Source organism: Limnohabitans sp. (assembly GCF_044373035.1).
In the GTDB taxonomy this organism is placed as follows: domain Bacteria; phylum Pseudomonadota; class Gammaproteobacteria; order Burkholderiales; family Burkholderiaceae_C; genus Limnohabitans_A.
Window position 1 is genome coordinate 25,005 of the sequence record NZ_JBILQU010000001.1, and the last position, 25,537, is coordinate 50,541.

At 57.8% G+C, this 25,537-nt stretch carries 23 protein-coding genes; 2 read left to right on the forward strand and 21 right to left on the reverse strand.

The features are described from left to right. Positions 1 to 75 precede the first annotated feature (75 nt). From glmM to ACIQ47_RS00135, 4 genes are all read right to left on the reverse strand, one after another. Complete coding sequence (gene glmM / locus ACIQ47_RS00120) at positions 76 to 1,404, reverse strand: phosphoglucosamine mutase (protein ID WP_396436246.1); 1,329 nt, start codon at positions 1,402 to 1,404, stop codon at positions 76 to 78. Positions 1,405 to 1,488: 84 nt separating this feature from the next. After that, on the reverse strand, positions 1,489 to 2,343 hold the full coding sequence (gene folP / locus ACIQ47_RS00125; protein ID WP_396436247.1) for a dihydropteroate synthase: 855 nt from the start codon (positions 2,341 to 2,343) through the stop codon (positions 1,489 to 1,491). A 98-nt stretch (positions 2,344 to 2,441) separates the two neighbouring features. After that, a complete protein-coding gene (ftsH, locus tag ACIQ47_RS00130; protein WP_396436248.1) occupies positions 2,442 to 4,358 on the reverse strand; it encodes an ATP-dependent zinc metalloprotease FtsH in 1,917 nt (638 codons plus the stop codon). A gap of 105 nt (positions 4,359 to 4,463) precedes the next feature. Continuing rightward, positions 4,464 to 5,126: an RlmE family RNA methyltransferase gene (locus ACIQ47_RS00135; protein WP_396436249.1), complete on the reverse strand. Its 663-nt coding sequence runs from the start codon at positions 5,124 to 5,126 to the stop codon at positions 4,464 to 4,466. Positions 5,127 to 5,157: 31 nt separating this feature from the next. On the opposite strand from ACIQ47_RS00135, the gene ACIQ47_RS00140 reads away from it, so the two are divergent. Continuing rightward, positions 5,158 to 5,631, forward strand: a complete 474-nt coding sequence (locus ACIQ47_RS00140; protein WP_396436250.1) for a YhbY family RNA-binding protein — start codon at positions 5,158 to 5,160, stop codon at positions 5,629 to 5,631. 68 nt (positions 5,632 to 5,699) lie between these two features. On the opposite strand, the gene greA is transcribed toward ACIQ47_RS00140, so the two are convergent. The 17 genes from greA to rpsB all read right to left on the reverse strand — a co-directional run bounded on the left by greA (position 5,700) and on the right by rpsB (position 23,957). Then, positions 5,700 to 6,176 (reverse strand): transcription elongation factor GreA, encoded by a 477-nt coding sequence (gene greA, locus ACIQ47_RS00145; RefSeq protein ID WP_396436251.1) that lies wholly within the window; start codon positions 6,174 to 6,176, stop codon positions 5,700 to 5,702. 102 nt (positions 6,177 to 6,278) lie between these two features. After that, positions 6,279 to 9,539 carry a carbamoyl-phosphate synthase large subunit gene (carB, locus tag ACIQ47_RS00150; protein WP_396436252.1) on the reverse strand — a complete coding sequence of 1,087 codons (3,261 nt, stop codon included), beginning with the start codon at positions 9,537 to 9,539 and terminating at the stop codon, positions 6,279 to 6,281. Further along, on the reverse strand, positions 9,539 to 10,702 hold the full coding sequence (gene carA / locus ACIQ47_RS00155) for a glutamine-hydrolyzing carbamoyl-phosphate synthase small subunit (protein WP_396436253.1): 1,164 nt from the start codon (positions 10,700 to 10,702) through the stop codon (positions 9,539 to 9,541). The genes carB and carA overlap by 1 nt, the downstream gene beginning before the upstream one ends. Before the next feature lie 200 nt (positions 10,703 to 10,902). Beyond that, positions 10,903 to 11,676, reverse strand: coding sequence for a TrmH family RNA methyltransferase (locus tag ACIQ47_RS00160; RefSeq protein WP_396429280.1), 774 nt, complete (start codon positions 11,674 to 11,676; stop codon positions 10,903 to 10,905). Beyond that, entirely contained in the window at positions 11,673 to 12,290 is a 618-nt protein-coding gene (rnhB, locus tag ACIQ47_RS00165; RefSeq protein ID WP_396436254.1) for a ribonuclease HII, read from the reverse strand. Before rnhB ends, ACIQ47_RS00160 begins: the two co-directional genes overlap by 4 nt. Then, positions 12,262 to 13,416 (reverse strand): lipid-A-disaccharide synthase, encoded by a 1,155-nt coding sequence (gene lpxB, locus ACIQ47_RS00170; protein WP_396436255.1) that lies wholly within the window; start codon positions 13,414 to 13,416, stop codon positions 12,262 to 12,264. The genes rnhB and lpxB overlap by 29 nt, the downstream gene beginning before the upstream one ends. Positions 13,417 to 13,436: 20 nt before the next feature. Next, a complete protein-coding gene (lpxA, locus tag ACIQ47_RS00175) occupies positions 13,437 to 14,231 on the reverse strand; it encodes an acyl-ACP--UDP-N-acetylglucosamine O-acyltransferase (protein WP_296292009.1) in 795 nt (264 codons plus the stop codon). A 5-nt stretch (positions 14,232 to 14,236) separates the two neighbouring features. Then, on the reverse strand, positions 14,237 to 14,683 hold the full coding sequence (gene fabZ, locus ACIQ47_RS00180; RefSeq protein ID WP_108353803.1) for a 3-hydroxyacyl-ACP dehydratase FabZ: 447 nt from the start codon (positions 14,681 to 14,683) through the stop codon (positions 14,237 to 14,239). 2 nt (positions 14,684 to 14,685) lie between these two features. Then, a complete protein-coding gene (gene lpxD / locus ACIQ47_RS00185) occupies positions 14,686 to 15,672 on the reverse strand; it encodes a UDP-3-O-(3-hydroxymyristoyl)glucosamine N-acyltransferase (RefSeq protein WP_396436256.1) in 987 nt (328 codons plus the stop codon). 23 nt (positions 15,673 to 15,695) lie between these two features. Next, positions 15,696 to 16,211, reverse strand: coding sequence for an OmpH family outer membrane protein (locus tag ACIQ47_RS00190; protein ID WP_396436257.1), 516 nt, complete (start codon positions 16,209 to 16,211; stop codon positions 15,696 to 15,698). Next, positions 16,211 to 18,529: an outer membrane protein assembly factor BamA gene (gene bamA / locus ACIQ47_RS00195; RefSeq protein WP_396436258.1), complete on the reverse strand. Its 2,319-nt coding sequence runs from the start codon at positions 18,527 to 18,529 to the stop codon at positions 16,211 to 16,213. The genes ACIQ47_RS00190 and bamA overlap by 1 nt, the downstream gene beginning before the upstream one ends. A 207-nt stretch (positions 18,530 to 18,736) precedes the next feature. Further along, positions 18,737 to 19,930, reverse strand: coding sequence for a 1-deoxy-D-xylulose-5-phosphate reductoisomerase (locus tag ACIQ47_RS00200; RefSeq protein ID WP_396436259.1), 1,194 nt, complete (start codon positions 19,928 to 19,930; stop codon positions 18,737 to 18,739). 16 nt (positions 19,931 to 19,946) lie between these two features. Beyond that, positions 19,947 to 20,795, reverse strand: a complete 849-nt coding sequence (locus ACIQ47_RS00205; RefSeq protein ID WP_396436260.1) for a phosphatidate cytidylyltransferase — start codon at positions 20,793 to 20,795, stop codon at positions 19,947 to 19,949. Between the two features lie 73 nt (positions 20,796 to 20,868). Then, the gene (gene frr / locus ACIQ47_RS00210; protein WP_396436261.1) at positions 20,869 to 21,429 is read right to left on the reverse strand and encodes a ribosome recycling factor; all 561 of its coding nucleotides are present in this window, start codon (positions 21,427 to 21,429) and stop codon (positions 20,869 to 20,871) included. 24 nt (positions 21,430 to 21,453) lie between these two features. After that, a complete protein-coding gene (gene pyrH, locus ACIQ47_RS00215) occupies positions 21,454 to 22,176 on the reverse strand; it encodes a UMP kinase (protein ID WP_396436262.1) in 723 nt (240 codons plus the stop codon). A 59-nt stretch (positions 22,177 to 22,235) separates the two neighbouring features. Continuing rightward, positions 22,236 to 23,129 carry a translation elongation factor Ts gene (tsf, locus tag ACIQ47_RS00220; protein WP_396436263.1) on the reverse strand — a complete coding sequence of 298 codons (894 nt, stop codon included), beginning with the start codon at positions 23,127 to 23,129 and terminating at the stop codon, positions 22,236 to 22,238. Between the two features lie 78 nt (positions 23,130 to 23,207). Next, positions 23,208 to 23,957: a 30S ribosomal protein S2 gene (gene rpsB / locus ACIQ47_RS00225; RefSeq protein WP_108353812.1), complete on the reverse strand. Its 750-nt coding sequence runs from the start codon at positions 23,955 to 23,957 to the stop codon at positions 23,208 to 23,210. Positions 23,958 to 24,181: 224 nt separating this feature from the next. On the opposite strand from rpsB, the gene ACIQ47_RS00230 reads away from it, so the two are divergent. After that, positions 24,182 to 25,537, forward strand: coding sequence for an amidase (locus tag ACIQ47_RS00230; RefSeq protein ID WP_396436264.1), 1,356 nt, complete (start codon positions 24,182 to 24,184; stop codon positions 25,535 to 25,537).

Below are 25,537 nucleotides of genomic sequence, written 5' to 3' on the forward strand. Positions count from 1 at the left end.
TCCCCCACCACACGGGTGGAGCGTGCACCTCCAGGCCCGCCCAAGCAAATGATGGACGAGACAACTCCGGGGTCGTCATGACAAGGTCGCCGCTATCCGTTCAGAGCATTGACGCGCCTGCGCCGCATCCCTCGCCTCTACCATGACGCGGACCAAGGGTTCGGTCCCGCTGGCACGAATCAAAACACGCCCGGAATCCCCCAACTCGGTCTCGACCGCTTGTTTGGCCGCCCACAAAGCGGCGTGACCTTGCCAATCAAATCCGGGCGACAGACGCACATTGATCAAAGTTTGCGGAAAGAGACTGACCCCTTCGAGCAACTGCGCCATGGTCTGACCACTGCTCACACAGGCTTGCAGCACTTGCAAAGCACTGACCAGACCATCGCCCGTGGTGTGCTTGTCCAGGGCCAGCAAATGGCCCGAACCTTCTCCGCCCAACAACCAGCCTTTGTCGTGCAGGACCTCCAACACGTAGCGATCTCCCACTTTGGCCCGCACAAATTGCACGCCTCGCTTTTGGAGAGCAATCTCTACCGCCAGGTTGGTCATCAAAGTGCCCACAACACCGGGCACAGCCTCGTCACGGGCCAAGCGGTCAGCGACCATCAGGTACAACAACTCGTCCCCATTGAACAAGCGGCCGGTGGCATCCACCAACTGCAGGCGATCGGCATCACCATCGAGAGCCACGCCGTAATCGGCTCGGTGGTCCTTGACGGCCTGCACCAGCGCCTCGGGGTGCGTGGCGCCCACGCCTTTGTTGATGTTCAGGCCATCGGGCGCACAACCGATGGCGACCACCTCTGCGCCCAATTCGTGAAAGACCTTGGGCGCGATGTGATAAGCCGCCCCGTGGGCCGCATCCACCACAATTTTCAGGCCTTTAAGGGTCAAGTCGTTGGGGAATGTGTTCTTGCAAAACTCGATGTATCGGCCCGCGGCATCGTCCAGTCGTCGGGTCTTGCCCAGATCGGCAGAATCCGCCCAGACCGGATCCTCCAGCAGCCTGGCTTCCACGGACTCCTCCCAAGCATCGGACAGTTTCTGTCCTTTGGCGCTGAAGAATTTGATGCCGTTGTCGGCAAACGGGTTGTGGCTGGCGCTGATCACCACCCCCAAGGAAGCGCGTTGCGCTCGTGTCAGGTAAGCCACAGCGGGCGTCGGCACAGGCCCGAGCAAGACCACGTCCACACCTGCCGAATTGAAGCCCGACTCCAGAGCACTTTCGAGCATGTACCCGGAAATGCGGGTGTCTTTGCCGATCAACACCACGGGATGGGGTTCCTGGGTCTTCAAGACACGGCCGACCGCGTGAGCCAACCGCAAGATGAAGTCGGGGGTGATGGGGCTTTGGCCCACAGTGCCGCGAATGCCGTCTGTCCCGAAATATTGACGCGCCATGAACTGATCCTTTTTTTATAATGAGTTGCCTGATTTTATCGGTCTAAGCAAGCCAAATCGCTGACACGCACTAAGCGCAAGCGCTCATTTTTCAGCGGCTGCTGTTTGAACTGCTTGCCAGACTTTCAAGGCGTCCACCGTGGCTTTGACATCGTGCACACGAACCAGGCGAGCACCCCGCTCAACGGCCAGTAAAGCCGCAGCCACACTGGCTGACAAGCGCTCAGAGGGCTGGGGAATAACGCCATCTTGATGCAGCACAGCCCCCAAAGACGACTTTCGAGACCAAGCCGACATCACAGGACGTCCCTCCAGCATCAATTGCGCTTGGTGGGCCAGTAATTCGAAGTTTTGCTTCACCGTTTTGCCAAACCCAATGCCCGGATCCAGCACCAAACGGGTTGCATCAACGCCTTGTGCCAAGAGACTTTGCATGCGCGCTTGCAAAAATTGCTTGACATCGGAAACGACGTCGCCGCTCATGGTGTCCAGTTGCATGGTCTGCGGGTCACGGTGCATGTGCATCAAACACACGCCGCACGATGGATGGGCTACCACCACGCGTTCGGCACCTGGCTGGCGCAAAGCCCAAATGTCGTTCACGATGTCCACCCCTAAATCCAGAACCGTCTGCATCACCTCAGGCTTGTAGGTGTCCACCGAGATCGGAACCTGCCAGCGTACGGCTTCGCGCAAAAATGGCATCAAACGCGCCAACTCGTCTTCAAGAGGCACCACTTGGGCACCAGGTCGGGTCGACTCCGCCCCCACATCCAGAACGCCTGCACCTTCTCGCAACAACCGCTCGGCATGTTGCAAGGCCAGTGAACCCTGCGCATGCTGTCCGCCATCCGAAAAAGAGTCTGGGGTCAGGTTGACGATGCCCATGACCCACGGGCGAGTGAGGTCCAGCTTAAAACGTGTGGTTTGCCAATGCATGCAACAAGCAACTTTCAAACAAAACAAAAAAGGGCACCGCCATGGAAAACGGGGCCCGCAGGCCCCGTCCGTTGTCTTACTGCCTTGTCCTGGCTCGTTCAAGCCGCTGTGGTAGCGGGTTCAGGCTGGACGACCGAAGAGCCATCACCGCTGTTGCCGCCGGACGGGGGCGTACGAGGTGTAAAGTCCTTGGGAGGCAAAGGATCACGGCCTGCCATGATGTCGGCAATCTGATCTTTGTCGATGGTTTCCCACTCGAGCAAGGCTTTGGCCATGGCGTGCATTTGGGCGCTGTGCTCCTCAATCAAACGACGGGCCAAGCTGTACTGCTCGTCGATGATGCGGCGCACCTCCAAGTCCACCTTTTGCATGGTGGCTTCGCTCATGTTGGTGGTCTTGGTGACCGAGCGGCCGAGAAACACTTCGCCTTCGTTTTCAGCGTACACCATCGGGCCCAAGGCATCGGTCATGCCGTAACGCATGACCATGTCGCGGGCAATGGAGGTGGCACGCTCGAAATCGTTGCTGGCACCGGTCGTCATCTGGTTCATGAAAACCTCTTCGGCGATGCGCCCACCAAACAGCATGCTGATCTGGTTGAGCATGAACTCTTTGTCGAAGCTGTAGCGGTCCTTCTCGGGCAAGCTCATCGTCACGCCCAGCGCTCGTCCACGGGGGATGATGGTGACCTTGTGCACCGGATCGCACTTGGGCAGCAGGTTGCCGATGAGGGCGTGCCCTGCTTCGTGGTAGGCCGTGTTTCGGCGCTCTTCCTCGGGCATGACCATGCTCTTGCGCTCGGGGCCCATCAGGATCTTGTCCTTGGCTTTCTCGAAATCGACCATCTCCACCACGCGGGCGTTGCGACGTGCCGCCATCAAGGCCGCTTCATTGCACAGGTTGGCCAGATCGGCACCGCTCATGCCGGGCGTACCACGGGCGATCACGGCCGCGTTCACGTCTTGTCCGATGGGCACTTTGCGCATGTGCACGTTCAGAATTTGCTCGCGACCGCGGATGTCGGGCAAGGTCACATAGACCTGTCGGTCAAAACGGCCGGGACGCAACAAGGCGGCGTCCAGAATGTCCGGACGGTTGGTGGCCGCCACGACGATCACCCCCAGATTGGTTTCAAAGCCGTCCATCTCCACCAGCATCTGGTTGAGGGTTTGCTCGCGCTCGTCGTTGCCGCCTCCCAAGCCTGCGCCACGCTGGCGACCGACCGCATCGATTTCATCAATGAAAATGATGCAAGGCGCGTTCTTTTTGGCGTTTTCAAACATGTCGCGAACTCGGGACGCACCCACACCCACAAACATCTCGACAAAATCAGAACCAGAAATGCTAAAGAACGGTACTTTGGCTTCACCTGCGATGCTTTTAGCCAGCAGAGTCTTACCGGTTCCGGGAGGCCCCACCAACAGCAAACCGCGAGGGATGCGACCGCCCAATTTCTGGAAACGTTGAGGATCCTTGAGGAAGTCGACCACCTCTTTGACTTCTTCTTTGGCTTCATCGCAACCAGCAACATCCGCAAAAGTGGTGTTGTTGTTGTTTTCGTCCATCATGCGGGCTTTGGACTTGCCAAAACTGAAGGCACCGCCTTTGCCACCCCCTTGCATTTGGCGCATGAAGTAGACCCAAACACCAATCAAAAGCAGCATCGGACCCCAGCTGACCAGCAAGGTCATGAGCAGGGAGCCCTCTTCGCGTGGTTTGACATCAAACTTGATGCCACTGCTGATCAAATCACCCACCAGACCACGGTCAAGGTAAGTGGCCGTGGTTTTGATGCGACGGTCATCGACCGTGACAGCCATGATTTCAGTGCCGCCAGGGCTTTCAGAAATCGTGGCGCTCTTGATCCGGTTGCTGCGCACCTCTTCCAAAAAATCAGAATAACCCATGGCGTTCGCACCGGCGACACCACGGTTGTCAAATTGTTTGAACAAGGTGAACAGCACCATGGCAATCACCATCCAGACGGCAATTTTGGAAAACCAAGGGTTATTCAAGAAAGACTCCAATCGAAAAAATTGACTTACACCATTCTAGGCCTGCCAGCAGCCTTGGTTACCCTTTGCAGAGGTTTGGCCCTCAAAAAGCTGGGAATTAATGCATCAGGCCCCTTGAATCAGGCCCATTCCCACCAAAAAAGTCTCCGAAGATTTATCCCGTGAGGATTTAGGCTTGATCGGCTTGACCACCTTGAAGGTCTCCTTGAGCATCTTGACAATCTGGCTATAGCCACTGCCGTGAAAGACCTTGACCACCAAAGCTCCCTGCGGCTTCATGTGATTTTGTGCGAATTCCACGGCCAGTTCGATCAAATGTTCCACCCGCGCCGCATCCGAGGCCTCAATGCCCGACAAATTGGGGGCCATGTCGGACACCACCACATCGGCCTGCCGCCCTTGCAAGGCCGCTTCCAGCCGGGCGGACACCTCATTTTCGCGAAAATCACCCTGAATGAACTGCACCCCCTCCACGGGGTCCATGGGCAGAATGTCCAGCGCGATGATGCTGCCATTGAGCTCACCCACGGCCGCACCATCGGGTGACAAGCGGCGGCGCAGGTACTGACTCCAGGCGCCGGGGGCAGAGCCCAGGTCCACCACCAAATGGCCGGGCCGGATCAGGCCCAAGGTTTCGTCGATTTCCTTGAGTTTGTAAGCCGCCCGCGCTCGGTAACCCTCTTTCAGGGCCAGTTTCACGTAGGTGTCATTGACATGGTCGTTCAACCACGCTTTGTTGACCTTTTTACTTTTGGTTTTGACTTTCATTCTTTTGCGTCCTTGCGGGGATAATACGGGGATGCCCCAAATACAACTCACACCTGCCGAGCGCAAAGTTTTTCGCGCCGATGCCCACCACCTGGATCCGGTCGTCATGATCGGCGGCGATGGCCTGACCCCTGCCGTGGTCAAGGAAACCCAAGCGGCCCTGAACGCCCATGGCCTGATCAAGATACGCGTACTGGGCGATGACCGTGCTGCACGTGAAGCCATGTTCGCCCAACTGGCCGACCAACTCAACGCAGCACCGATCCAACACATTGGAAAACTGTTAATCCTTTGGCGCCCTCAGCCTGAAAAGGTCAAGGAAACAGATGAAGACCGCAAAGCAGGTCCTCGCGACTTCAAAATCCTGAAATACAGCTCACGCGGTGGTCAACGCCCTGAAGTCAAAACCGTTCGCGTGCTGGGCAATCAACGTCTGGCCGCTGGGGGGCAAATCAAGCGGGCCAAACCCAAGCAAAAATCGGTCAAAAAAGGACGCCACGACTGAAATCCGAACCGCCCGCATCGGGATGGCAACACACCAAAAGGCCGCCGAACAGCGGCCTTTGTTTTGCCTCAAACGTAAGACACGCCCACGATCTCGTATCGGCGCACACCACTTGGCGCCTGCACTTCGGCCACATCGCCCTCTTCCTTGCCGATCAAGGCGCGAGCAATCGGGCTGCTGATGTTGATCAATCCCAATTTCAAGTCAGCTTCATCCTCCCCCACGATCTGGTAGGTCACAGCCTCTCCAGAGCTCTCATCTTCCAATTTGACGGTGGTACCAAACACCACGCGACCTCCCGCATCCACCGACGCCGGGTCGATGATCTGCGCGGCCGACAACTTGCCTTCAATTTCCTGGATACGGCCTTCCACAAAGCCTTGACGGTCTTTGGCTGCATCGTATTCGGCGTTCTCGCTCAGGTCGCCCTGAGCACGCGCTTCGGCAATGGCCTGAATGACGCCGGGACGGTCCACCGTTTTGAGGCGGTACAACTCGTCCTTGAGTTTTTCAGCACCACGTTTGGTGATCGGGATAGTTGACATGTTGGATTCTCCAAAAGCAAACCGCCGAGTTTTGAAACTCGGCGGTCATTGACAGCATTATGCCTTGCGCCCGGTCCAAGGCGCGAGGCGACAAGCAGGGATTTAGGCTACCAGCTGCGCGTGCATTTCTTGCACAGAAATCACACCCAGCTGGTCCATGTACTTCATACCCTCAACAGCCGCTTCTGCGCCTGCGATGGTTGTGAAGGTCGTGACACGGTTGAGCAAGGCCGAGGTGCGAATGTTGCGCGAATCAGCGATCGCATTGCGGCGCTCTTCCACAGTGTTGATGACCAGCACCACTTCGTTGTTCTTGATCATGTCCACAATGTGGGGGCGGCCTTCGGTCACTTTGTTCACCGTGGCGCAGGACACGCCAGCGGCCTGAATGGCCGCAGCCGTGCCCTTGGTGGCCACCAGCTCAAAGCCCTGGGCCACCAACTGACGCGCCACTTCGATGGCACGCGACTTGTCATTGTTTTTAACCGAAATAAAGACTTTTCCCGATGGCGTGCCATCAGCCTTCGTGGGACGCGGCAGCTTGGTGCCCGCACCCAACTGGCTCTTCACAAAAGCTTCACCAAAGGTCTTGCCTACGCCCATCACTTCACCTGTGGACTTCATTTCGGGGCCAAGAATCGTGTCCACGCCAGGAAACTTCACAAACGGGAACACCGCTTCTTTCACGCTGAAATACGGTGGCGTGACTTCTTTGGTGATGCCTTGCGAGGCGAGTGTTTGACCCACCATGCAACGCGCAGCCACCTTGGCCAGCTGAATGCCCGTGGCTTTGGAGACATAAGGCACGGTGCGCGAAGCACGGGGGTTGACTTCCAGCACGTAGATCACGTCTTGGCCGTCCACATGCTGGATGGCGAACTGCACGTTCATCAAGCCGACCACATTCAAAGCAGCCGCCATTGCAGCCGATTGGCGCTTGAGCTCGTCCACCGTGGCAGGCGACAGCGAATAAGGCGGCAAGGAGCAAGCCGAGTCACCGCTGTGCACGCCCGCTTGTTCGATGTGCTCCATCACGCCACCGATGAAGGTCTTGCCCTCGGGGTCGCGCAGGCAATCCACATCGCATTCGATCGCATCATTCAAGAAGCGGTCCAGCAGCACGGGCGAATCGTGCGAAACCTTGACCGCTTCACGCATGTAGCGCTCGAGGTCACGCTGCTCGTGCACGATTTCCATGGCGCGGCCACCCAACACATAGCTGGGGCGCACCACCAAGGGGTAACCCAAGGCTGCGGCTTTTTCCAGCGCTTCAGGCTCGGTGCGCGCTGTGGCGTTAGGGGGCTGGCGCAGACCGAGTTCTTGCAGCAATTTTTGAAAACGCTCACGGTCTTCGGCCGCGTCGATCATGTCGGGGCTGGTGCCGATGATGGGCACGCCGGCGGCTTCCAAATCAAGTGCCAGCTTCAAAGGCGTTTGACCGCCATATTGCACGATCACGCCAGTGGGCTTTTCTTTGTCGACGATTTCGAGAACGTCTTCCAAAGTGACGGGTTCGAAGTACAAGCGGTCCGAGGTGTCATAATCGGTTGACACGGTCTCTGGGTTGCAGTTGACCATGATGGTTTCGTAACCGTCTTCGCGCATGGCGAGTGCAGCATGCACGCAGCAGTAGTCAAACTCAATGCCCTGGCCAATGCGGTTGGGGCCGCCACCCAGCACCATGATCTTCTTGTTGGTCGTGGGTTCGGCTTCGCACTCGCCATCTCCATTGCCTTCGTAGCAAGAGTACATGTAGGCGGTGTCGGTGGAGAACTCTGCAGCGCAGGTGTCCACGCGTTTGTAAACGGGACGAATGTTCAAGGCATGGCGACGCTCGCGCACCACATGCTCTGTGGTCTTGAGCAACTTGGCCAAGCGGCGGTCGGAGAAGCCTTTTTTCTTGAGCGCACGCAGTTCGTCGGCGGTGATCGCTTCCAGCGTGGTGGTTTCAAGCTCCAGTTCGATCTTCACGATCTCTTCAATCTGCACCAAGAACCAAGGGTCGATCTTGGTCAAGGCAAACACCTCGTCCACGCTCAGGCCCATGGCAAACGCATCGCCCACGTACCAGATGCGCTCAGGACCAGGCTCGCCCAGTTCTTTTTCGAGCACTTCGCGGTCTTGGGTTTTTTCGTTCATGCCATCCACCCCCACTTCCAGACCACGCAGGGCTTTCTGGAAGGACTCCTGGAAGGTGCGGCCCATGGCCATCACCTCGCCCACCGATTTCATCTGAGTGGTCAAACGGCTGTCGGCGGTGGGGAATTTCTCAAAGGCAAAACGCGGGATCTTGGTGACCACATAGTCGATCGAGGGCTCGAACGATGCAGGCGTGGCGCCGCCCGTGATGTCGTTGCGCAACTCGTCGAGCGTGTAGCCCACAGCCAATTTGGCCGCCACTTTGGCGATCGGGAAACCCGTGGCTTTGGAAGCCAAAGCTGAAGAACGCGACACACGGGGGTTCATCTCGATGACAACCATACGGCCGTCTTGGGGGTTGATCGAAAACTGAACGTTCGAGCCACCGGTGTCCACACCGATCTCGCGCAGCACAGCCAAAGAGGCGTTGCGCAAGATTTGGTATTCCTTGTCGGTCAAGGTTTGTGCAGGGGCAACGGTGATCGAGTCCCCTGTGTGCACGCCCATGGGGTCCAGGTTTTCGATCGAGCAAACAATGATGCAGTTGTCCGCCTTGTCGCGCACCACTTCCATTTCGTACTCTTTCCAGCCGAGCAAAGACTCTTCAATCAACAACTCGGTGGTGGGCGAAGCCTCCAGACCGCGTTTGCAAATGGTTTCGAACTCTTCGGGGTTATAGGCAATACCGCCGCCCGTGCCGCCCAGCGTGAAACTGGGGCGAATGACGGTTGGGAAGCCCAAAGTCTTTTGCACGTCCCACGCCTCTTCCATGCTGTGGGCGATGCCCGAGCGCGCGGAACCCAGACCGATTTTGGTCATGGCGTCTTTGAACTTCAGGCGGTCTTCGGCTTTGTCAATGGCTTCGGGTGTCGCGCCAATCAACTCGACCTTGTACTTTTCAAGCACGCCGTTGTGCCACAAGTCCAAAGCGCAGTTCAGCGCGGTCTGGCCACCCATGGTGGGCAAGATGGCATCAGGGCGCTCTTTGGCGATGATCTTCTCAACGGTTTGCCAGGTGATGGGCTCGATGTAGGTCACGTCGGCCGTGGCCGGGTCGGTCATGATCGTCGCGGGGTTGCTGTTGATCAGGATGACTTTGTAACCCTCTTCGCGCAAGGCTTTGCAGGCCTGCACGCCGGAGTAGTCGAACTCACAAGCCTGACCAATGATGATCGGGCCCGCGCCAATGATGAGGATACTTTTGAGGTCGGTGCGCTTAGGCATTATTTTGTCTCCATCAGATTGATGAAGCGGTCAAAGAGGTAAGCAATGTCGTGAGGGCCGGGCGATGCTTCAGGGTGCCCCTGAAAACAGAACGCGGGCTTGTCAGTGCGGGCCAAGCCCTGCAAGGTGCCGTCAAACAGCGACACATGGGTGGCGCGCAAATTGGCGGGCAAGGTTTTTTCATCCACCGCAAAACCATGGTTCTGGCTGGTGATGGACACGCGGCCTGAGTCGAGGTCTTTCACGGGGTGATTGGCACCGTGGTGGCCAAACTTCATCTTGAACGTCTTGGCACCACTGGCCAAAGCCATGATTTGGTGACCCAGGCAAATGCCGAATGTGGGGATGCCGGTTTCGATCAACTCGGCAGTCGCTGCAATCGCGTAATCGCAAGGCTGAGGATCGCCTGGGCCGTTGGACAAGAAGATGCCATCGGGCTTGTGCTTGAGGACTTCTGCGGCAGGGGTCTTGGCAGGCAGCACGGTGACTTTGCAGCCGCGCTCAGCCAGCATGCGCAAGATGTTTTTCTTCACGCCAAAGTCGTACGCCACCACATGAAACTTGGGCGCAGTCAAGTTGCCGTAGCCTTCACCCAAAGTCCACTCAGTTTGCTTCCATTCGTATGAATTGGACACAGTGACTTTTTGTGCCAGATCGAGGCCGGCCATGTTGGGCGCCCCTTTAGCTGCTGCCACGGCGTGGTCGATCACAGCCTGTGTGACTTCCTGTCCTTTGGCTAAACCTACGATGGCACCGTTTTGGGCACCCTTGGTGCGCAAGATGCGGGTCAGCTGGCGGGTGTCGATGTTGGCAATCGCCACGGTGCCTGCATCGGCCAAATAGGACGACAAGGTTTGGCTGGAGCGAAAGTTGCTCGCGATCAAAGGCAAGTCTTTGATGATCAAGCCAGCGGCATGGACTTGGTCGGCTTCGATGTCTTCCACGTTGACGCCGTAATTGCCGATGTGCGGGTACGTCAAAGTGACGATCTGCTGGCAATAGCTGGGGTCGGTGAGGATTTCCTGGTAGCCGGTGAGCGAGGTGTTGAACACCACTTCGCCGACGGTGGAGCCGGTGGCTCCGATCGAGTTGCCGATAAAGACCGTGCCGTCTGCGAGCGCCAAGATGGCGGGCGGGAAAGTTCCCTGAAGAGACAAAAGCACTGGGTTCTCCGGAATAGTTCGGGTACGCCTCAGCACTCACCAGAGATGGGATCTCTTTTTGGCTGCTTGTTCGAGGATTGGGCCTGGGATGGACTGTGGCGTACAGGTTGAAGCGGGAAAGCCTCTCATTATAGCTGAGGACTAGTTGAAAACCCTGACAAATCACGCGCCCTGACTCTGCGGCTCAACCAAAAATAGGCTCAGGGACCTGCTGTAGCGCTGGCGTGCAGGCAAATGGCCGCCGCCGTGGCCACATTGAGCGATTCTTCACCGCCCGGCTGGGCAATGCGCACCTGGTGCCGGGCCATGGCCATCAGACTGGCGCTGACGCCCTGCCCTTCATGCCCAAAGACCCAGGCACACTTTTGGGGCAAGTCACCCGCTTGCAGCAAGGCGTGCAAAAACGGCCCCTCGTGCGAGCTGGTTGTCAACAATGGCAACCGCAAAATCGCCACATCGGACTCGCTGAGCGCTTCGACCAGATGCAGGCCAAAATGCGCCCCCATGCCCGAGCGCAGCACCTTGGGCGACCACAAGGCCGCCGTACCCTTGATGGCCAGCACCTGGCGGTAACCGAAAGCCGAGGCACAGCGCAAGATGGCCCCCACATTGCCCGCATCCTGCAATCGGTCGAGCACCACCGTGGGTGCATCTGGCAGCACCTCATGGGCGGCTTGCCATGCCACCACAAAACCCATGCGGCCAGGTGACTCCAGGCCACTGAGACCGGCAAACAAGGCATCGGGCACCACAGACACCTGATCGGCCAGCCCCAGCCATTGTTCGCCTTGCTCGGCTTGAAACGACTCGGTCAGAACCACCTGCATCGGCCGCACGCCGCGCTCCAGCGCAGCGCGGCACAGGTGATCGCCTTCTAGCCAGAACTGCCCCGCCTTGCGGTAAGCCGTGCTGTCTTGGGCCAAACGCCGCCAGGCTTTGAGCTGCGGGTTGTCCCGCGAGCTGATCGGTTTCATCGCACACTCCTGGCCACCGGGGCAAATGTCATGCGGTGACAGTCCGCCGGACCATGCGCTTGCAAAGCGGCCAGATGCTGCGCTGTGCCATAGCCCTTGTGTTGATCAAACCCATACAAGGGGTACTGCTGGTGCATGGTTTGACACAAACGGTCACGGTGCACCTTGGCCAAAATGGAAGCCGCAGAGATGGCCGGCACCAACGCATCGCCTTTGACAATGGCTTCGGCCTGCATGGGCAGCAAGGGCAAACGGTTGCCATCCACCAGCACCAGTTTGGGCATCAGTCGCAAGCGCTCCACGGCCCGCTTCATGGCCAGTAAGGTGGCTTGAAGGATGTTGAGTTGGTCAATTTCTTGCACCGACGCCTCGGCAATGGCGCAGCACAAGGCACGCGCCCGTATCTCGTCAAATAAGGCCTCGCGGCGCTTGGCCGTGAGTTTTTTGGAGTCGTTCAGACCGCGAATCGGGTTCAAATCGTCGAGGATCACAGCGGCGGCGACCACCGGGCCCGCCAGTGGTCCGCGTCCAGCCTCGTCTACACCCGCCATCAAGCCAGAGACGTGGAAAAGCAAGGCAGTTTGCTCAGCGCGAGAGGACTTTTTCGAGGGCATGGGTCGAGATCTGGGCTGTGTCACGCTGCAAAGCCAGGTGCAATTGTTGAAAACGGGACTGCAAGGCGTCCACCCGGTCAGGGGCGGACAACCAGGACAGACAAGCCTGGGCCAAGGCCTCGGGCGTGCAGCGGTCCTGCAAAAACTCGGGCACTACAAAGTCCTCGCTCAGGATATTGGGCAAACCCACCCAGGGCTGAAGCTGCTGGCGCTTCATGATCTGCCAGCTGAGCCAGTTCATGTGGTAACCAATGACCATGGGGCGCTTGAACAAGGCCGCCTCCAGCGTGGCCGTGCCACTGGCGATCAAGGTCACATCACACGCGGCCAGCGCGGCATGCGACTGGCCGTGGAGCACCTGCAAACCAGGCACACCGCCTTGCCCATCGACCAGCGCCTGAATGCGCGGCTGCAAGCTGGGAATGGCTGGCAAAATAAATTGCAAGGACGAGTTTTGTCGCTGCATGATTTGTGCGGCTTGTACAAAGCGGGGTGTCAGGTGCTCGATTTCGGACTGCCTGCTGCCCGGCAAAACCGCCACCACGGGCCTTTGCGCATCCAGGCCCAGGGATTGACGGGCCGACAAGCGATCCGGGTGCATGGAAATGGTTTGCGCCAAGGGGTGACCGACGTAAGTGGCCTGCACCCCGGCCTGGGCCAAAAGCGCAGGCTCAAAGGGGAAAATGCACAGCATGTGGTCCACGCTGAACCGGATCTTCTCGATGCGCTCAGGCCGCCAGGCCCAAATCGATGGACACACAAAATGCACCGTGGGAACACCTGCAGCCTTGAGCTTGGATTCGAGGTCCAGATTGAAGTCAGGGGCGTCCACACCAATGAACACATCAGGCGGCTGGGCCAATAAACGCTGGCGCAACTGATCTCGAATGGCCACGATGCTCCGGTAATGGCGCAACACCTCGACATAACCGCGCACCGCCAGTTTGTCGTGCGGCCACCATGCTTCAAAACCTTGGGCCTGCATCCGTGGCCCGCCAATGCCCATACCACGCGCCTGCGGCCAGCGCCCGTGCAAGCCCTGAATCAGCAAGCCCGCCAGCAAATCACCCGAGGCCTCTCCAGCCACCATGGCAAAGGACAAAGCCCCCGCAGGGGCTTTGGGCATGAGAGTGTGCGCGGGCTGTGTCAACGCACGATTCCACGCTGGGGTGAAGCGGTTTGTAAAAAGCCCAGCATCATGTCTACATCAGGCAGGGTCTCGGGCTTGTCCAGAGCCAAAGCAGCAATGCGGGCCATGGCATCACTAAGCGACAAGCCGTCACGGTAAAGCGCTTTGTGCATGGCCTTGACGGCGCTGATGCGTTCGGCCGAGAACCCGCGCCGGCGCAAGCCTTCAAAGTTCATCGATCGAGCTTGGGCTGGCTGGCCTTGTGCCATCACGAAAGGCGGCAGGTCGGCAAACAGCAAAGAGTTCATGGCCGTGAAACTGTGTGCCCCAATGCGGCAAAACTGGTGCACCACGGTAAAGCCGCCCAGAATCACCCAATCCTCGACCACCACATGGCCGGCCAGTTGTGTGTTGTTGGCAAAGATCGTGTTGCTGCCCACTTGGCAATCGTGCGCCAAATGCACATAAGCCATGATCCAGTTGTCGTGGCCCACCGAGGTCACGGCCCGGTCGCCAGGCGAGCCAATGTTGAAGGTACAAAACTCACGGATCGTGTTGCGGTCACCAATGTGCAATTCGCAAGGCTCGTTGTTGTACTTCTTGTCCTGGGGCACAGCACCCAAGGAGTTGAACTGAAAGATTCGATTGTCGCGGCCGATCGTGGTGTGACCTTCGATCACGCAGTGGCTGGCCACCGTGGTGCCCGCGCCGATGGACACATGGGGCCCAATCACGGTGTAGGGCCCGACGGACACCGAACTGTCAAGTTCGGCCCTCGGGCTGATGATGGCCGTTGGGTGGATCTTGCTCATGGCGCTCAAGCCTGCGGAATTTTCCGCATGGTACACATCAACTCGGCCTCAGCCGCGATCTCGTCGCCCACCTTCGCACGGGCCTTGAACTTGAAAATACCAGCCTTCATGCGGTCAAGCTCCACCTCCAGAATCAACTGGTCGCCTGGCTCCACCGGGCGCTTGAATCGCGCACCATCAATGCCTGCAAAGTAATAGACTGTTTGTTCATCGGGCGTCTCACCCAGGGTGTCGAAAGCCAACAAGGCAGCGGCCTGGGCCAATGCCTCAAGCATTAATACACCCGGCATCACTGGACGATGCGGAAAGTGCCCCTGAAAATGGGGCTCGTTGATGGACACGTTTTTCAGCGCCTTGATGCGCACGCCTTTTTCCAGTTCCAGCACGCGGTCGACCAACAAGATGGGATAGCGGTGCGGCAACTGCTTGAGAATTTTGTGGATGTCCATCATGGTCATGTTTCCTTGTTATTTTGAATCTCGCTCTCCAGCGCCTTGATGCGTTCACGCAAGCGGGAAAGTTGTTTGAGGCTGGCGGCGTTCTTTTCCCAGTTGGCATTGCTGTCAAGAGGGAACATGCCGGTGTATTGCCCCGGCTGCAATATGGATCGGGTCACCACAGAGGCTGCAGAAATATGCACATGGTCAACCAAGGTCAAATGCCCCAGCACCACCGCCCCTCCCCCCACGGTGCAATGCGCGCCGATGCGCGCACTGCCCGCCACCCCCACACAGCCCGCCATGGCCGTGTGGGCACCGATGTGCACGTTGTGGCCAATCTGGATCAGGTTGTCGAGCTTGACCCCATTTTCAATCACAGTGTCGTCCAGAGCGCCCCGGTCGATGCAGGTGTTGGCCCCGATTTCCACATCGTCGCCAATGCGAACCGACCCCAGTTGTTCAATTTTTTCCCATTGACCTTGGTGCGTGGCAAAACCAAAACCGTCTGCGCCTACCACCACCCCAGAATGCAGGATACAACGCTCCCCCACCGAGCACCCTTCGGACAAGGTCACACGCGACTTGAGCACCGAGCCCGAGCCCACCCTGGCACCACGCTCAACCACGCACAAAGGGCCGATCACCGCGTCCTCAGCCACCGATGCGTCCGGGTCGATGACAGCGGTGGGATGAATGCGAGGGCCTTGGCGAGGTTGTTGGGTCTGCTTCCACAAACGGGTCAGCCGAGCAAAATACAAATAGGGTTCGTCGGTGACAATCGCCGCGCGCCCCAAAATAGCCTGCGCCTCAAAAGCAGGAGCAACGATCACGCAACCGGCCCGGCTGTCAGCGAGTTGGCTTTGGTATTTGGGGTGGCTGAGGAAACTGATCTGGTCGGGCCCGGCCGATTGCAAGGGGGCCATGCCAGCGATCACCCAATCGGGATCACCGATCAAACGCCCGCCAAGCCGATCAACCAGAGAGGCAAGCGTCAAGGACACAGGGTTGAACCCGTCAGACGCGGTTACTTGGCCGCCGAGGCGTTGAGTGCCTTGATGACTTTTTCGGTGATGTCATGCTTGGGGTTGATGTAGACAGCTTCCTGAAAAATCACGTCGTATTTTTCGGATTCGGCCACTTGCTTGACGGCGCGGTTGGCACGCTCGACCACAATTTGCTGCTCTTCATTTTTGCGGGCATTCAGGTCTTCCTGGAACTCACGACGCTTGCGCTGAAACTCCCGGTCTTGGTCGATCAACTGCTTTTGGCGGGCAGTGCGCTGGGACTCGGACAAAGTGGGGGTTTCGCGTTCGAACTTTTCGGAAGCCAGTTTGAGGCTGTTGCCGGTTTCCACCAACTCTTTTTCCCGGCGCGAGAATTCCTGCTCGAGTTTGGCCTGCGCTTGCTTGGCAGTGGCCGCTTCGCGGAAGATGCGCTCGGTGTTGACAAAGCCCATCTTGAACTCCTGGGCCTGGGCCACAGAGGTCACACAGGCTGCGGCCAACAAGGCCATGGACATTTTTTGAAGCAAGGTGTTCATTAGAATGATGTTCCGATTTGGAATTGAAGTCGCTGGATTTTATCGCCTGTCTGCTGGCGTATCGGCATTGCATAGGAAAAACGCAAAGGCCCCATTGGCGAAATCCAACTCAAGCCTATCCCTGCAGAAGCCCGCAAATCGCCCAAGGATATGTTTTCATTCTCGCCAAAAGCGCGTCCGATGTCGGTGAAACCAAACAGGCGCAATGTTCTGTCGTTGCCAGCACCGGGAAATGGGGTGATGAATTCGGCGTTGAACACCACTTTTTTCGAACCACCCAAGTACATGGGAGCAAGGTTGGTACTGCTGGTGGGGCGAGTTGGGCCCAAGGTGGATTGCTCAAAACCTCGAACGCTTCCCAAGCCACCCACGTAAAAGTTCTTGAACAAGGGGTATTCCTGCCCCTTGAGTCCCTGCCCCCAGCCCAAATCGGTGTTGAAAGCCAAGGTGTATTTTTTGGTCAGCGGGAAATACTGCTGAAATTGGTAACTGGCCCGCAAGTAACGAACGTCGCCGCCCACACTCACATCGGCGTTGACACGCTGCAAGCTGCCTCGGGTAGGAACCAACGCACTGTCCCGACCGTCTCGCGACCAGCCCAGCGTCAAAGGCAAGGCCGAGCTGGTGGCACCAAATTTTTGCGCGTATTCAAGGTAGGCATCAGGCAATCCCGTGCCCGTCCGAATCTCGGTTTGCTCGGCGTTGACGCCCATGAACACGGTGTCGGTTTCGGTCACCGGCACGCCAAAGCGCAGACCCGCACCAGAGTTGATCAGGCTATAGGCATTGACGTCCCCCAAAAACGGCCGCGTGGTGCGCTGGAACACATCCACGGTTCTGGAAATACCATTCCGGGTGAAATAAGGGTCGGTGGTGCTGAGCACCAAGTTGCGGTTGTACTTGCTGGTGTTGACTTCAACCGCCAGGTAATTGCCTGAACCAAACGCATTCTCTTGGCGGATACCAAAACTCAAAGTCACCTTTTCTGCAGAAGAAAAACCCGCACCCAAAGAAATGCTGCCCGTGGGCTTTTCGGCCACCGTGAACAAGAGATCCACTTGGTCGGGCGCTCCTGGCACCTCCACCGTTTCAACGTTCACTTGAGTGAAAAAACCCAAACGGTCGACCCGATCTCGTGAAAGGCGAATTTTGTCGCTGTCGTACCAAGCCGCTTCAAGTTGACGGAATTCACGGCGAATGACCTCATCGCGGGTGCGATCGTTGCCCGCGACCTGAATGCGGCGCACATAGGCTCGGCGCGAAGGCTCGGCCTGCAGCACAAACTGCACTCGGTTGTTGCGCCGGTCGATTTGGGGCTTGGCTTCCACACGTGCAAACGCAAATCCAAACTTGCCAAAGTAATCGGTGAAAGCCTTGGTGGTTTCAGCAACCGTCTCTGCGTTGTAAGGCTTGCCTACGGCAATCTTGACCAAAGCCTTGAACTCATCATCGCGGTCGAGGTAATTGCCTTCTAGCTTGACACCAGAAATCACAAAACGTTCACCTTCGGTGATGTTGATGGTAATGGCCATGTCCTGCTTGTTGGGCGACATGGCCACTTGGGTGGAGTCGATGCGGAACTCCAGGAAGCCCCGGGACAGATAAAACGAGCGCAAGGCTTCCAAATCTGCGTTCAGCTTGGTGCGCGAGTAACGGTCGGACTTGGTATACCAACTCATCCAGCCACCCGTGTCCAGATTGAATTGGTCACGCAAAGTGGCGTCACTGAAAGCCTGATTGCCCACAATGTCCATCTGCGTGATTTTGGCGGGACCGCCCTCGGTGATGGTGAAAGTCAGGTTCACCCGATTGCGATCAATGGGCGTGGCAGTGGAGACCACTTCGGCACCGTAAAGGCTACGGCTGATGTATTGGCGCTTGAGTTCTTGCTCGGCCTTGTCAGCCAAAGCCTTGTCAAAAGGTCGCCCCTCGGACAGGCCCACATCCTTCAGGGACTTGACCAGCACTTCCTTGTCGAACTCCTTGAGCCCGATGAACTCCACGGAGGCTACCGATGGGCGCTCTTGGACCACCACCACCAGCACATCGCCCTGGGTTTCCAAGCGCACATCCTTGAACAAACCCAAAGCAAACAAGGCACGAATAGCCGCAGCGCCCTTGTCGTCGGTGTAACGATCGCCGACCCGCAAAGGCAAAGACGCGAACACCGTACCCGCTTCGATACGCTGCAAGCCCTCCACACGGATGTCACGCACCGTAAAGGGATCGACCGCCCAAGCGGGCAAGCTGACCACGGCGCACGCCAGTGCCCTCAAAGCAAAAGGGAAGACCTGGGCACGAATTTGATGAAAAGTCATTGTTCAATCGTTCTAAAAAAACCATTTCAGATTTGAAAATGAGGCTTTGAAAACCGGATCCAAATTCACAATCAGGCAACAGCAAGGCGGACGACTCGATTGGCTTTGGTGTTTTGACTTGTCAATTAAAACAGGCCAAAAGCATCAAAAGATAATACATCAGTACAGACCTAGGTCCATTCCACACGTCCCTACACATTTGTTCTTTCATGAAAGGCGGGACAGGTTTCTTTCAGCCTCTTGGCGACTGCGCGAATCCAGGGTCAACAAGTCGTCCAGACACTCGGGGGGATTACACACCAAACTGTCTAGGGTAGCGCGGTTGAGTTCATGGATTTGGTCAAAGCGGATACGCTTGTTCAAAAAGGCCTCCACAGCCACTTCGTTGGCCGCGTTCAAAATGGCACAGCTGCCCGGTGCACCACGCAAGGTCTCCCATGCCAAGCGCAAACCGGGAAAACGCAGCACATGCTCTGGCTCATCCATGGCTTCGAAAGTCATGGCAGCTAGGGCATGAAAGTCCAGCGCTGCAGCACCTGACTCGATGCGCTCTGGCCAACTCAGGCCAAAGGCAATCGGCACGCGCATGTCGGGCGTTCCCAGCTGCGCCACCACCGAATGGTCGCGGTACTGCACCATGGAATGGATGACGCTTTGGGGGTGAATGACCACCTCCAACTGATCGGGCAAGAGGCCAAACAAATAATGCGCCTCGATCACCTCCAGGGCCTTGTTCATCATGGTGGCCGAATCCACGGAAATTTTCCGACCCATGACCCAATTGGGATGTGCGCAGGCCTGCTCGGGCGTGACATCACTGAATGTGCGGGGGTCGCGGGTGCGAAACGGACCGCCCGAGGCCGTGAGAATGATCTTTTGAACGCGCCGCTGCCAGCTCGAAGGGTCCTCGGGCAGGGACTGGAAAATGGCCGAGTGCTCGCTGTCAATCGGCAGCAGCAAAGCCCCGCCATCACGCACGGCCCGCATGAAAACCTCACCGCCCACCACCAAAGCCTCTTTGTTGGCCAGCATCAAGCGTTTGCCGGCGCGAGCGGCTGAGATGCAGGGCGACAAACCCGCCGCGCCCACAATCGCGGCCATCACGGCATCGACCTGCGGGGCAGCCGCCACTTCGTCCAAGGCTGCAGCGCCCCAAAGCACTTGAACGGGCAAGCCTTCAGCCTGCACCCGTTCTGCCAGCTGGCGGCCTGCGGACTCTTGCACCATCACCGCCACTTCGGGCTTGAATCGCGCACACTGGGCCAGCATCAGATCCACCTGACTCGAGGCGGTAAGTGCGTGGATGCGGTATTGCGCAGGATGGCGACTGAGCACATCGAGCGTGCTCGTGCCAATGGAGCCTGTTGAGCCCAAGATCGTGATGCACTGTTGTTTGTTCATGCCAGAGTTCTCCACATCAAATCCACGCCACAAGCATCATGGCCATGGGCAAAGTCGGCAACAAGGCGTCTACACGGTCGAGCACGCCACCATGGCCGGGCAACAAGCCCGAGCTGTCTTTCATGCCCGCGCTGCGCTTGACCAAGGACTCCACCAAATCACCGACCACGCTCATGGCCGACATGAAAAGCAAAGCAGGCACGGCCACCCCAATGCCCCGGGCCCACAACAGTGTGAAAAAACTGGTTGAGCTTGGGGCCTGGGTCTGGTCAAAAATGGTCCAGAGCCATGACACCGCAAAGACCCCCATCACGCCGCCGAACACACCTTCCCAACTTTTTCCGGGACTGATCGTGGGAGCCAACTTGACAGCAAAGATCCGCCCGCCCAAGGCACGTCCAAAGAAAAAGGCGAACACATCGGCCGCCCAGACCAAGACCAACACCGACAACAAAAAGTTCACGCCGCGCTGATGGGCTTGGGCCAAAGCCAACCAAGCCAAGGCCAGCAAAAACAAACCCGTCCACCAACGCACAGATCGAGGCCAAAGCGCCCAAGCAGACACGCCTCGTTGGATCATCCAGGCGCCCAACAAGACCCAACTGGATCCGGCCAAAAGCCAAAGCAGTGGCGGGGTGGATTCCAACCAACCGGCCAAAGTTGACATCGCACAAACGAAAACACATACAACGGACCCAAGCCAAGCTTCCACAGGCTTCACGCCATTGAGCCGCCCCCACTCCCAAGCCCCTGCAGCGATCAGAACCAGCGTCAGCACCTTGAAGGGCCAGGAAAGGGGCGCAAACAAGGCAGGCAGCAGCAAGGCAAGCAGGGCCAGGGCAGTGATGACGCGTTGTTTGAGCACGGATTCTCCTGAAAAAAAGGCCGCCTATGGGCGGCCCGTCAGGCCGTGCAATGCCACGGCTTGGGATTCAAACTCAAACCGCCATGATCTCTTGTTCCTTGGCTGTCACCAACTGATCGATCTCTGTCATGCGCTTATCGGTCAATTTTTGCGTGTCTGCTTCGGCACGCTTTTGATCGTCCTCGGAAGCTTCTTTGTCCTTGACCAGTTTTTTGACCGATTCATTGGCATCGCGGCGCAAATTGCGGATCGCGATCTTGCTGTTCTCGCCTTCGATGCGGGCCAGTTTGGTCATTTCCTTGCGGCGCTCTTCGCTCATCGGGGGCATGGGCACACGGATCAAATCACCCATGGATGCGGGGTTCAAGCCCAGTTCGCTCTCGCGGATGGCCTTTTCGATTTTGGCACCCATGCCTTTTTCCCAGGGCTGGACGCTGATGGTGCGCGAGTCCATCAAGGACACATTGGCCACTTGGGACAAGGGCACCATGGAGCCGTAGTAATCGACATGGATGGTGTCGAGCAAGGCCGGATTGGCACGCCCGGTGCGAATCTTGGTCAAATTGTTTTTGAATGCCGCAATGGACTGGTCCATTTTGGTTTCAGTTGTTTTCTTGATGTCTGCAATGGTCATGGGGTTCTCCTCGTCAGAACGGTGTCAAGCATAAACCAGAGTGCCTTCGTCTTCACCCAGCACCACACGCATCAGGGCACCATTTTTGATGATCGAAAACACCTTGATCGGCAATTTCTGGTCGCGACACAGGGCAAAAGCCGTGGCATCCATGATGCCCAAATTGCGTGAAATGGCCTCGTCGAAGCTGATTTCACTGTAACGCGTGGCAGAGGGGTCTTTTTTCGGATCCGCTGTGTAAACACCATCGACTTTGGTGGCCTTGAGCACCATCTCGGCACCGATTTCGGCGCCGCGCAAAGCAGCGGCCGTGTCGGTGGTGAAAAATGGGTTGCCGGTGCCTGCTGCAAACACCACCACCTTGCCCTCTTCCAGGTATTGCAAGGCTTTGGGGCGAACATAAGGCTCGACCACTTGGTCGATGCCGATCGCGGACATGACGCGTGCCGTCAAGCCTGCTTTGTCCAGCGCATCGGCCAGAGCCAAGGAGTTCATGACGGTGGCCAGCATGCCCATGTAATCGGCTGTGGCGCGGTCCATACCCACGGCTCCCCCCGCCACCCCCCGGAAAATGTTGCCGCCACCAATAACCACAGCAACCTGAACGCCCAGACGGTTGATCTCGGCAATTTCTTCGGCCATGCGCACGATGGTGGCGCGGTTGATGCCAAAGGCATCGTCCCCCATCAAGGCCTCGCCGGACAGCTTGAGCAAAATGCGCTTATAGGCTGGTTTGGCTAGAGACATGAGGGGCTCCTTGGGGTTCAATGTGGGCGATGGTTTGGCAAATCTGACGGGCCTTGAAATCAGGCTGCGCCTTGAGCAGCAGCCACTTGGGCAGCCACTTCGGCTGCGAAGTCGTCAACCTTCTTCTCGATGCCCTCACCCACCACGAACAAGGTGAATGCCTTGACTGTGGTGCCTGAGGCCTTGAGCATTTGCTCAACCGTCTGCTTGTCGTTCTTCACGAAAGACTGGTTGAACAAAGAAACTTCTTTCAAGTATTTCTGTACAGAGCCTTCGACCATTTTGGTCACGATGTCCGCAGGCTTGCCGGATTCAGCTGCTTTAGCGGCAGCCACCGAACGCTCTTTTTCGATCAAATCGGCAGGCACTTCGGCGCTGGTCAAAGACACAGGCTTCATGGCGGCCACATGCATGGCAACGTCTTTGGCGGCGGTTTCGTCACCTTCGTACTCCACCAACACGCCAATGCGGGTGCCGTGCAGGTAATTGGCGATCTTGGCACCACTGGCGGCGCGCTTGAAGCGACGGAAGCTCATGTTCTCGCCGATCTTGCCGATCAGACCTTTGCGAACTTCTTCCAAGGTGGGGCCGAAACTGTCCTGGCTGTAAGGCAATGCGCCCAAGGCGGCAAGGTCAACAGGGTTGTGCTCGGCCACCAATTTGGCAGCGGCATTGGCCAAAGCCAAGAAGCTGTCGTTTTTGGTCACGAAGTCAGTTTCGCAGTTGACTTCGATCATGGCGCCTGTGGAGCCACTCACGAAACTGGTCACCACGCCTTCGGCGGTGACGCGCGAGGCGGCCTTGCCAGCCTTGGTGCCCAATTTGACGCGCAACAACTCTTCGGCTTTGGCCATGTCGCCTTCGGCTTCAGTCAATGCTTTTTTGCACTCCATCATGGGGGCATCGGTTTTTGCGCGCAGTTCGGCAACCATGCTTGCGGTAATTACAGCCATTTGATTTCTCCGTATTCAGTCTTCAAGTCAAATTAAAAAAAAGGGGCCACGAAGCCCCTTTCATCGAGTCGCAGGAACTCAGGCCGAAGCGTTGGCTTCTTCGACGAATTCGTCATTGCCTTCGGTGACGGCCTTGACCACGTCGTTGACCGCATTGGCGCGGCCTTCGATGATGGCGTCAGCGATGCCGCGGGCGTACAAAGCCACAGCCTTGGCCGAGTCGTCGTTACCGGGGATGATGTAGTCGATGCCTTCTGGCGAGTGGTTGGAGTCCACCACACCGATCAATGGGATGCCCAATTTTTTGGCTTCCGAGATGGCGATTTTGTGGTAACCGACGTCGATCACGAAAATCGCATCAGGCAAAGCAGCCATGTCCTGGATGCCACCGATGTCTTTTTCGAGCTTTTCCATCTCGCGTTTGAACATCAACTGCTCTTTTTTGCTCAAGCTGTCGAGGCCGACTTCTTGCTGAGCCTTCATGTCTTTAAGACGCTTGATCGAGGTCTTGACGGTTTTGAAGTTGGTCAACATGCCGCCCAACCAGCGCTGGTCAACGAATGGAACGCCTGCGCGCTGGGCTTCAGCCGACACCAGATCACGTGCCTGGCGCTTGGTTCCCACCATCAAAATGGTGCCACGGTTGGCCGACAGTTGCTTGGCGAACTTGATCGCGTCCTGGAACATCGGCAGCGATTTTTCCAGGTTGATGATGTGAATTTTGTTGCGGTGACCGAAGATGAAAGGGGCCATCTTGGGGTTCCAGAAACGGGTTTGGTGACCAAAGTGGACACCGGCTTCCAGCATTTCGCGCATGGTAACGGACATAAAAATACTCCAAAGGTTTTGTCTAAAATCCAGTCCACTCATCGCGTACAGCCAAAAAAACTGCGCGCAACACCTTGTTGGGACGGATTCGCGGATGTGCTTTGCTTGTGCGTGAAATCACTGATTTGGCTTCATGTTGGCCATGACGCTCAAAAGACAGCTGCCGCGCTCTGCAAAGCCTTAGGATTATAGCATCCTGACTCTGCCAAAGCGCCCCTAACCCCATGAAAGCTGACCTGATCGCCACCCGGCAAGCCATCCAGACTGGATCCACAACCGTCCAAGCAGCCGCCCAAGCCTGCCTGGCCGTGGCGCAAAGCTCAACCTGCAACCATGCCTTCATGCAACTGACGCCCGAGGCGTTGCAGCGCATAGCCAGCCATCCGCAAGTGGGTCAAAGCCCGCTCGCGGGCCTCGCGGTGTCCATCAAGGACCTGTTTGACGTCCAAGGGCAGATCACCCAAGCAGGCTCCATCGTCCTGAAAAATCAACCCCCGGCTGTTACGGACTGCCTGGCCGTGGCGCGTTTGCGGGCCGCAGGTGCGGGTCTGATCGGGCGCACGAACATGGTTGAATTCGCCTTTTCGGGCGTGGGCATAAACCCGCATCACGGCACCCCTGCCGCTTGGGACGGACTGTACGACCAAGCCGTCGGCACCACCGGGCAGCCCCATGCGCCCGGCGGCTCCAGCTCGGGCGCGGCCGTGTCGGTGGCCACGGGTGCAGCCTTCATCGGTCTGGGCTCGGACACGGGCGGCTCCATCCGGGTGCCCGCCGCCTTGAATGGCATCGTTGGATTCAAGAACACCGCCCGCCTGGTGCCCACCCAAGGTGCCCTGCCCCTGTCCACAACGCTTGACACCGTGTGCGCCATGACGCGCTCCGTGCGAGACGCGATTTTGGCCCACGAAGTGCTTTCTGCCAGACACGTTCCCAGGGGGCAACGGCCCCTATCCGGCTACCGCTTGGCGGTGGCCAAGAGCTTGATGCAAGACGGCATGGACGCGACCGTGTCGCGTGCTTTCGAGCACAGCCTGAACACGCTGCGCGCTGCGGGGGCGCGCATCGATGAGATCGCCTTTAACGAGTTGAACGAGTTGGCCCCCATGATGGGCACCGGCGGCTTCAGTCCGGCCGAGGGCTATGCCTGGCACCGCGAATGGCTCGACCGGGACAGTGCCCGCTACGACCCCCGCGTCCTGCAGCGCCTGATGCGCGGCTCCGGCATGAAAGCCCACGAGTACATGGATTTGGTGCAGGCACGTCGGCAATGGATTCGCCGCGTGGAAGCTGCTCTGGTGGGTTACGACGCCGTGCTCTCACCCACCACCCCCATCACCGGTCCCAAAATCAGCGATGTGGCGCCGGGCGCTGAACGCGATGCCGAGTTCTTCCGCATCAACGGCCTGCTGCTGCGCAACACCAGCGCGGTCAACACCCTGGATGGTTGCGGCATTTCCCTGCCCTGCCATGCGCCTGGCACTTTGCCGGTGGGCCTGATGGCTTGGCATGCTGCCATGCACGACGACACCATCTTGCAACTGGCCTTGTTGCTCGAACCCTTGTTGCAAAAGCACTGA